Source organism: Actinomyces urogenitalis DSM 15434 (assembly GCF_000159035.1).
Classification (GTDB): domain Bacteria; phylum Actinomycetota; class Actinomycetes; order Actinomycetales; family Actinomycetaceae; genus Actinomyces; species Actinomyces urogenitalis.
On record NZ_DS999574.1, the window covers coordinates 454,050 to 462,491 of the forward strand.

The 8,442-nt window shown below is 70.7% G+C and carries 9 protein-coding genes and 1 pseudogene; 3 read left to right on the forward strand and 7 right to left on the reverse strand.

The window, feature by feature from the left end; translation table 11 throughout:
* Positions 1 to 860: metallophosphoesterase (locus HMPREF0058_RS01945; RefSeq protein WP_006547977.1), on the reverse strand; the 860-nt coding region annotated here is incomplete at its 3' end.
* A 94-nt stretch (positions 861 to 954) separates the two neighbouring features.
* Positions 955 to 3,162, reverse strand: coding sequence for a transglycosylase domain-containing protein (locus tag HMPREF0058_RS01950; RefSeq protein ID WP_006547978.1), 2,208 nt, complete (start codon positions 3,160 to 3,162; stop codon positions 955 to 957).
* Positions 3,163 to 3,436: 274 nt separating this feature from the next.
* Between HMPREF0058_RS01950 and HMPREF0058_RS01955 the strand changes: the two genes are divergently transcribed.
* Together HMPREF0058_RS01955 and sp36 are read left to right on the forward strand one after the other, a co-directional pair.
* Positions 3,437 to 3,757, forward strand: a complete 321-nt coding sequence (locus HMPREF0058_RS01955) for a WhiB family transcriptional regulator (protein ID WP_006547979.1) — start codon at positions 3,437 to 3,439, stop codon at positions 3,755 to 3,757.
* A 68-nt stretch (positions 3,758 to 3,825) separates the two neighbouring features.
* Complete coding sequence (gene sp36, locus HMPREF0058_RS11955) at positions 3,826 to 3,987, forward strand: Sp36 family protein (RefSeq protein WP_006547980.1); 162 nt, start codon at positions 3,826 to 3,828, stop codon at positions 3,985 to 3,987.
* A gap of 80 nt (positions 3,988 to 4,067) precedes the next feature.
* On the opposite strand, the gene HMPREF0058_RS01960 is transcribed toward sp36, so the two are convergent.
* A complete protein-coding gene (locus tag HMPREF0058_RS01960; RefSeq protein ID WP_034235989.1) occupies positions 4,068 to 4,745 on the reverse strand; it encodes a Crp/Fnr family transcriptional regulator in 678 nt (225 codons plus the stop codon).
* A 172-nt stretch (positions 4,746 to 4,917) separates the two neighbouring features.
* On the opposite strand from HMPREF0058_RS01960, the pseudogene nth reads away from it, so the two are divergent.
* Positions 4,918 to 5,573: pseudogene (nth, locus tag HMPREF0058_RS01965) on the forward strand (endonuclease III).
* Positions 5,574 to 5,600: 27 nt separating this feature from the next.
* Here nth and HMPREF0058_RS01970 read toward each other — a convergent pair.
* The 4 genes from HMPREF0058_RS01970 to HMPREF0058_RS01985 form a co-directional block, all read right to left on the reverse strand.
* Entirely contained in the window at positions 5,601 to 6,515 is a 915-nt protein-coding gene (locus tag HMPREF0058_RS01970) for an alpha/beta fold hydrolase (protein ID WP_006547984.1), read from the reverse strand.
* A 71-nt stretch (positions 6,516 to 6,586) separates the two neighbouring features.
* Positions 6,587 to 6,910, reverse strand: coding sequence for a branched-chain amino acid transporter permease (locus HMPREF0058_RS01975; protein ID WP_006547985.1), 324 nt, complete (start codon positions 6,908 to 6,910; stop codon positions 6,587 to 6,589).
* On the reverse strand, positions 6,904 to 7,677 hold the full coding sequence (locus HMPREF0058_RS01980) for an AzlC family ABC transporter permease (protein WP_006547986.1): 774 nt from the start codon (positions 7,675 to 7,677) through the stop codon (positions 6,904 to 6,906). The genes HMPREF0058_RS01975 and HMPREF0058_RS01980 overlap by 7 nt, the downstream gene beginning before the upstream one ends.
* A 6-nt stretch (positions 7,678 to 7,683) precedes the next feature.
* A partial coding sequence (locus tag HMPREF0058_RS01985; protein ID WP_050765631.1) for a hypothetical protein occupies positions 7,684 to 8,442 on the reverse strand: 759 nt, incomplete at its 5' end.

An 8,442-nucleotide genomic window follows, 5' to 3' on the forward strand; every position in this document is an offset into this window, starting at 1 on the left:
GTGAGCAACGTGGCCTCGGGCCGGCAGGCCAGGCGCACCGGCGTGTAGGGGCTGGTGCCCAGACCTGCGGACACGTGCAGGAACATGTGGTCGGCCGCTGCAGGGTCGGACATCCGCCCCGGGTAGCGAGACAGCCCTGAGGCCCGTGCGGCATCGAGGTCGCAGTTGGTCACCAGCGCCCCGTAGCCGGGCACGCAGAGCTGGCCGCCGTGGGTGTGCCCGGCCATGGCTAGGTCGACGTCGTCCCGGCTCATGGCGTCCAGCACCCGGCGGTAGGGGGCGTGGGTCAGGCCCAGCCGCAGCGGGCGGCCCTCGCGGTTACGCGCCGGCTCTACGACGTCGTCGGGCGAGGAAGCAGGCTCGGGGTAGGCGTCCCGGTCCGCGTGCGGGTCATCCACGCCCACCAGCTCGATGCTCCGGCCACGCACCTCCAGGGTCCCGCGCGCGTTGCCCAGGTCAGCCCAGCCTCCCGAGGCCTGCAGGTCTCGGACTGCTCGCCAGGGCAGAGCCTCGACGTCCTCGGCGTCTTCGGGTGAGTCGGCGCTACGCGGGTCGGCGCGCAGGTAGCGGGTCGGCAGCTTGAAGACCGTCGAGCGGTAGTCGTGGTCGCCCATGACGAAGGCGCCGGGCAGGCCGAGGAAGGGCTCCAGCGCCTGGCCGAGCGGGAGCAGCCCGCTGGCGAAGGAGAGGTTGTCCCCGGTGTTGACGACGACGTCGGGGTGCAGCTCAGCCAGCCCTCGTACCCAGTCCACACGCGCCTGGGTGCGGTCAGTCAGGTGCAAGTCGGACAGGTGGAGGATCGTGATCGGCTCCTGACCACGGGCCAGGACGGGGACGCTTCGACGCCGCAGGACGGGCATCCGTGCCTCAACCAGGGCGTAGCCGAGCAGTCCAAGGCCTGCGGCGGTGCCGAGCCCGAGAAGACGGCGGGCGCCTCGGCCAGCGCCCGCCTGGCTACTCACCGTCCTCCTCGTAGTAGTACTCCTCCTCGGCGGCCGGGGCCTCCTCGGTGGTCTCGGACTCCTCGTGCTCCTCCTGCGGCTCCGGAGCGGGCGGGGTACCCAGGCTGACCTGGTTGAACTGCTCGGCGGGCGCGCCGGCCAGAGCGGCGTCCATATAGGTCTTCCACAGCGGCGCCGGGGCGTCCGAGCCGTACATCGTGGCGTAGTAGCGCCCGCCGATGACCTGACGGTTCATGGCGTAGTACCCGTCCGAGTGCCCGAGCCACACGGCCGCGGACAGGCTGGGGGTGTAACCGACGAACCAGGCGTTGTCCATGTCGTCGGTCGTCCCGGTCTTGCCAGCGGCCGGGCGCCCGGCCGCCAGGATCGCTCCGCGTCCTGTTCCGGACGAGGAAAGGACCGTGGTGAGGGTGAGACTGACCTGGTCAGCCGCCTCGGCGGTCATGACCTGGCTGCAGGAGGCCGAGGGAACCTTCATCTCGGTGCCGTCGGCGTCGAGGATCTTGTCGATGGCGATGGGCTTGCAGTACACGCCGTGGGCGGCGAAGGTCGCGTAGGCGTTGGCCATCTGGAGCGCGGTGACCTCCTGGGACCCCAGGGCGATCGAGGGAACCGCCGTCAGGGGCTCACCGGAGTTGGTCGTCACGCCCATCTTGGCGGCTAGCGAGGTGATGTTGCAGATGTCCATCGCCGCCGTCATGCGTGCGTAGCCGACGTTGATCGACATCCTGGTGGAGTCGATGACGTTGTGCGTGCCGCCTTCTGAGGGGGAGGCGTTACCCACCTTCCAGGTGTCCGCTGCCCCGGGGTTGCAGGAGATGTTCCACGTGGAGGCGGGGAAGGTAGTAGGCGAGGTGTTGAAGCTCGTGTAGCCCGAGCGGCCTTCCTGGTACCACTCAGCCAGGACGAACCCCTTGAAGGTTGATCCGGGCTGGAAGCCGGAGGTGCCTTTGGAGTTCTCCACGCCTCCGTGGTTGGCGTCCACGCCCAGTGAGATCTGGGTGGCCGTGGGGTCCTCGGGCGTGGCGTCGCCGTAGTTGGTGTTCTGGGCGATCGCCAGCACGCGGCCGGTTCCGGGCTCTACCGAGACCAGGGCGGCCTTGACGTTGGAGGGGTCACCGGTGGGGACGTAGGCCTGGACGGCAGCGTCGGCAGCTGCCTGCTTGGCCGGGTCCATCGTCGTGGTGATGGTCAGGCCTCCGCGCAGCAGCAGCTGGCGGCGGGAGGCGGCGTCGTCGCCGTACAGGTCAGAGTTCTCGATCTCGGAGACGGCGTACTCGCAGAAGTAGGCGGCCGATCCGGCAGCCGCGCAGCCACCCACCGAGTTGGTGACGTGGAGGAGGTCAGCGATCTGGACCTGGACGGCCTGGTCGTAGTCCTCCTTGCTGATGAACTCCTCCTCGTACATCTTCTTCAGCACCCAGTCCATGCGGCTCTTGGCCTTGTCTGGGTGGGTGACCGGGTCATAGAGACCGGGAGCGTTGGTCAGGCCCGCCAGCAGCGCGGCCTCGGGGATGGACAGCTCAGCGGCGGAGTGAGAGAAGAAGTGCCGCGAGCTGGCCTCCGCCCCGTAGGTGGAGGGGCCGAAGGCGGCGATGTTGAGGTAGCCCTCCAGGATCTGCTGCTTGGAGTACTCCTGCTCCAGGGTCAGGGCGTACTTGATCTCGCGCAGCTTGCGGGCGTAGGTCGTCTCGGTGGCGGCACGGATGGCTGCGGCGTCGTCCTTCTGGAGCCCGGCCTCGATGAGCACGTTACGCACGTACTGCTGGGTCAGGGTGGAGGCACCCTGTGAGCCTCCGGAGGCGTTGGAGACGAAGGCGCGCACGATACCGGTGGGGTCCACGCCCTTGTGCTGGTAGAAGCGCTGGTCCTCCACGGCCACGATCGCGTTCTGCATATTCGTCGAGATCTGGTCCAACGGGACGACGATGCGGTTCTCGGCGTAGAACTGGGCCAGGTCGGTCCCGTCCGCAGCCTTGATGACGGAGACCTGACTGGGCTCCAGGACGTTGAAGTCCGAGGGCAGCTCGTCGAAGAGCTGCTGTGAGGCCTTGGTGACCGCGGAGGCTGCGCCGATGAAGGGGGCGGCGAAGCCGGCGGTCACGATGCCTCCTGCTGTGGACAGCAGGAGGAAGACCAGCAGCATCGAGACGACCTGGGCCGGCGTGAGCGAGCGATCGCGCGAGGAGGACTGCGACATGGGGTCCAGAGTACGTGCCCGCGGGCTCATGGCGCTGTGGGGCACGACGCGAAGGGCCTGGATAGTGTCTGGGCAGCGGCCCAATGGCGGCGGTCCCACCCTGGCCGACGTCGCCCGCGAGCGCGAGCGTGTACACCGTCCAGACCGTTCGTGCACGGTAAATGAGATGCCTGGTGATGTGGATTTGGTCAATTCGCCGGAGGTGACATACGGTTACTATGTGACGCGGCCGACACTGGCGTCGGCTCGCTGTAAGGAAGGTTGTGAGAAGACGATGACCGACCAGACATGGGCTGTCCGTGCAGCCTGCGCCACCATCGAGCCAGATCAGTTGTTCGGCAAGGGCGCCGAGCAGCGTGACGCTCGCTCGCTGTGCTTCTCCTGCCCGGTGCGGATGGAGTGCCTGGCGGAGGCCCTGGACTCGGAGTCCTCCTTCGGCGTGTGGGGCGGACTGACCGAGCGCGAGCGTCGGGCTCTGCTGCGTCGTTTCCCCGAGGTCACGGACTGGGGTGCCTGGCTGCGTCGCGAGGACGACGAGCTCATCGCCGAGATCCACGCTCGTCGCGCTCCCCGGATCCTGGCAAGGGTGCGCTGAGCGTGCCACGGCCGGTCTGACGGCTGTCAGTACTGGTCGGCGTCCTTGCGGGCCCGTAGGCTGCGCCCATGACTACATGGGAGTACGCCACCATTCCCCTGCTCACGCACGCCACCAAGCAGATCCTCGATCAGTGGGGTGCTGACGGCTGGGAGCTCGTCCAGGTCGTGCCCGGCCCCACGGGCTCGGACAACCTCGTCGCCTACCTCAAGCGCCCCAAGCAGGGCTGAGCCCCGGGATCCAGCATCGACGACGGCGCCGCCACCAACGCGTAGAAGGTGGCGGCGCCGTCGTGGTGGCGCAGGCGTGCTCAGCGAGCGCGACGACGCAGGCGGTCGATGTCCAGCAGCGTGACCGCGCGGCCCTCCAGGCGGATCCAGCCGCGGGAGACGAACTCGGCCAGGGACTTGTTGACCGTCTCGCGCGAGGCGCCGACCAGCTGGGCGAGCTCCTCCTGAGTGAGGTCGTGCGGGACGTGGACGCCGTCCTCGGTGGTCGAGCCGAAGCGGTCGGCCAGGTCGAGCAGGGCCTTGGCCACGCGGCCGGGCACGTCGGAGAAGACCAGGTCGGCCAGGGCCGTGTTGGTGCGGCGCAGACGCTGGGCCAGGGCGCGCAGCATGTCCTTGGCGAGCGTGGGGTGGGTCTCGATGAAGCTCATGAGCTGGGTGTGCTCCAGCGAGAGCAGGTCCGTGGGGGCCACGGCCGTGGCGGTGGTCGAGCGCGGGCCCGGGTCGAACAGGGTCAGCTCACCGACGATCTCGCCGGGGCCCAGGACCGCGAGGAGGTTCTCGCGGCCGTCGGGAGAGGCGTGACCGAGCTTGATCTTGCCGGACAGCAGGACGTACAGGCGGTCGCCGCTGTCGCCCTCGTTGAAGAGCGTCTCGCCACGGCGCAGGGTCGTCTGCGTCATCATGGCGCGCAGCTCCTCCTGCTCCTCCGGGCTCATGCCCTCGAAGAGCGGGATCTTGGAGATGATGCTTTCGTCCACGAAGGTCCTCCTGAATGTGGTCGATGGGGCCTGAGCGGGCCGTCCCCCGCCTATCTTGCCACGGTCTGTGACCTGTGGCACGCCGTCGAGCATTGTAGTCTCGCCGTGGCGCAGGTCAAATGCCCATTCGGTCGAAACACAGGGATCGCGCAGCGGCCCGGGAGGGAAGAGCATGACCGCCGAGGACCACAGTGCTCTGGCCGCCCGCGCGGCCCAGGTCGATGACGAGCTCGCCGGGCTCTACCCGGACGCGCACTGCGCCCTGGACCATGACGGCCCCTTCCAGCTGCTCGTCGCCACCGTGCTGTCCGCCCAGACCACGGACAAGCGGGTCAACACCGTTACCCCGGGGCTCTTTCAGACCTATCCCGACGCCGCCGCGCTCGCCGGCGCGGACCGGGCGGACCTGGAGGAACGGCTGCGGCCCTTGGGGATGCAGCGCACGCGGGCCGAGCGCCTCATCGGCCTGGGCGAGGAGCTGACCGCCGCCTTCGACGGCGTCGTCGCTCCCGCACCCGCGAGCAGCTCACCAGCCTGCCGGGGGTGGGGCGCAAGACAGCCAATGTGGTGCTGGGCAACGCCTTCGCCACGCCGGCCATCACCGTGGACACGCACGTGGGGCGCCTGTCGCGGCGTCTGGGATGGACCGAGCACAAGGACCCGTTCAAGGTGGAGAAGGACATCGCCTCCCTGTGGGACCCCACGCGCTGGACCGACGGGTGCCACCGCCTCATCGAGCACGGGCGGGCCGTCTGCCACGCCCGCTCGCCACGCTGCGAGCAGTGCCTGCTGCTTGCGGCCGGGCTGTGCCCGCAGGTCGGGGTCTGAGGCACCGCCGTGGACGGGGGAGGGCGGCTACTGGGCGGGAACGAGGTCAGCCAGGAAGGGCAGCAGGACCTCGGTGAGCTGGTTTGGCGCCTCCTCCTGCGGGAAGTGGCCGACGCCGTGGATGGTCACCTGCTGCAGGCGTCCTGCCACGTGGTGGGTGTCGCGCGCGTAGGCCTGGGCCGGCTGGACCGGGTCAACCTGCCCCTGGACGGACATGACGGGGACCTGCACGGCGGGCTCCAGCGCCGCCAGCGTCTGGCGTCCGAGCAGCATGTCGCGCAAGGTCTCCAGCGCCGAGTGCGCTGCCCCGGGCCTGGCCAGCAGCGCGGCGTAGTAGCCGGCGGCCTCGGTGACCTGGGCGCGGGTGCGAGGACCCGCCCACGAGCGCAGCAGACGCTCCATGCCGGCCTGGGTGGCCAGGGTGCGCTCGGGCAGGAGAGGGACCTTGAAGGACAGGTACTGCAGGGCGGCTCCTGACAGCAGGCGGCCGCGCAGCGAGCGCACGGCGACCGGGTGGGGAGCGCTGACCGGCACGATGCCTCGGACCGTGGAGGAGAACCGGTTGGCCGTGACCCAGGCCACGTGCCCGCCCAGGCCGTGACCGACGACGACGGCGGACTCGTGCCCGAGCGCCCGGATGGCCCCGTGCACGTCGTCGGCCAGGCTGACCAGGTCATAGCCCGACGGCGGCCGGTCCGATCCGCCGAAGCCGCGCAGGTCGAGGGCGGCCACTCGGTGGCCCTCCCGGGCCAGGGCAGGCATGACGTGGCGCCAGGTCCACCAGCACTCCGGGAAGCCGTGCAGCAGGACCACGAGCGGGCCGGTGCCCTCGGCGTCGTTCAGCGGGGACTCGGGCCCGGCGAGGGCGGCGTGGAAGCGCGTGCCGCCGGCGGACAGGTCACGGTGCGTCCAGGGGCCGGGGCGGTAGACGTTGACAGGCACGCAGGCACTCTAGCCAACCGGTGGCGCGGCCAGGCTGTTTCGAGGCGGCCCGCACCCACGGGTCGTGCCCTCTAGCCCAGCAGCAGGGACGCTGCGACGTAGACCCCGGTACCGCCGACCAGCGACAGGGCGATGGAGCGGCGCCACAGGTGCAGCGCCGCCGTCGCCCCGATCCCACCCAGGTAGGGCACCCAGGAGGTCGGGGAGGACGTCACCCCGGCCAGGGTGTAGGCCACGAGGACCACCATGACGCCCAGCGGCATCGTGCGGGACAGGAAGTCGAGCAAGGGTCTGGCGGGACGGCCACGCAGCAGCACGAAGGGTGCCAGGCGGCAGGCGAAGGTGATAGCGGCGACGACGGCGACGGCCACGGCGATCTCGGCAGGGCTCAGCACGGGTGCTCCTGGGAGCCAGGGGAGGTGGCAGCGCTCGGCGCAACGGTCTGGGCCGGGCTGGGTGCTGAGGTGACGCGCCCGCCCGTGGCGCGTCCTCGCCACAGGTACAGGGCGCTCAGTCCCGCTGCCAGCAGGCTCAGGGAGACCAGCAAGGTGGCCTGACCGCCGATGACGAGCCCGGCGGTTCCTGCCACGACCCCCAGCGCCAGCACGGCCCGGTCAGGGTTGGACCGCCAGTTCTCGATCGCCAGGACCACGAAGAGCGAGGTCAGGACGAAGCCGAGCAGCTCGATGCGCTCACCCACCGCGGAGGCGAGCCAGCTGCCGGCCAGCGCCCCCACGCAGGTCCCCAGGAACCAGGAGGCCTGGCTGACGGCCTCCACGCTCAGCAGGTAGCGCCCGCTCATCCGGCTGCGGTCCTTGGACGCCAGCAGGGCGTAGACCTCGTCGGTGATGGCGTGGACCGCGTACAGGCGCGTGGCCAGCCTGCCGCGCACGCGGTTGAGGGGAAAGCCGAGGCCGTAGAAGACGTGGCGGCCGGAGACGAAGAGCGCGGACAACGCGATCGTGGCCAGGCAGGCCCCGCCGGCCACGAGCGGCACCAGCAGCATCTGCATGGTGCCGGAGTAGATGACCAGGCTCCACACGGCCGCCCACCACCACTCCAGGCCCGCGGCGGCCAGCAGGGCGCCGGCAGCCGCCCCCAGGGTGAGGTAGCCGATGACGACGGGGACGGCGTCACGCAGCCCGTCGCGCACACAGGTCATGCGGGCTCAGCCCACGTGGCGCACGCGGTCGATGACCTCCTGCTCGCGCCGCCCGGCCCGGCGCGCCGAGTGGGAGGCGACCCCGACCATGACCAGGGCCAGGCCCACCGCCAGGAAGCGGCCGGAGACGGCGTCGGACCAGATCATGGTGGCCACGTCCTTGCCGAGCGTGGACTGCTCGGCCAGGCGCGTGAGGAAGGGGGACAGCGCGGCGTCCACGGGACCGGGGGCCACGAGCCCGGGCAGCCCGGCGACCAGCGTGATCGCGCCGACGACGAAGGTCCCCAGCGAGGAACGGCGAGCCGTCCACAGCGCCAGGACGAGCAGGAGACAGCCCACGACGAGCTCGATGACCCCGCGCGTGGTGATGGCAAAGCGGTAGGCCTCGGCGGCCCCCACGAGGTGGGTGGCGGCGTCGTGGAGGAAGAACCAGGCCGGCGGCAGCAGGACGAGGGAGAGCAGCACCCCGGCCCAGTGGGCCGCAGCGCGTGAGGCCGGCCGCCCGACGACCACCGAGCCGTCCAGGAGGATATCCTCCTCGCTGCGCGGCTCAGGGGTGCGGCGCGGCCACACGGGAGTCATCGGGGCGTCGTCGTCCTCGTCCTGGGCGCTCGCGGCGGCCTCGGCCGGGCTCGTCACGCTCGTGGGCTCTCCCGGCGCCGTGGAAGCCTCAGAGGGCTGCGCGGCCTCGGCCTGCTCGGCGGCCTCGCGGTGGGCCTCCTCCTCGCGGGCGAAGAGGGAACGACGGCGCACCGCGGTGGTGGA

Excerpts from the sequence above, each read along its gene's own strand:
- HMPREF0058_RS01980 (WP_006547986.1), bottom strand. The coding sequence starts at position 7,677 with ATGACCTGTGTGCGCGACGGGCTGCGTGACGCCGTCCCCGTCGTCATC.
- HMPREF0058_RS01950 (WP_006547978.1), bottom strand. The coding sequence starts at position 3,162 with ATGTCGCAGTCCTCCTCGCGCGATCGCTCGCTCACGCCGGCCCAGGTC.
- HMPREF0058_RS01955 (WP_006547979.1), top strand. The coding sequence starts at position 3,437 with ATGACCGACCAGACATGGGCTGTCCGTGCAGCCTGCGCCACCATCGAG.
- sp36 (WP_006547980.1), top strand. The coding sequence starts at position 3,826 with ATGACTACATGGGAGTACGCCACCATTCCCCTGCTCACGCACGCCACC.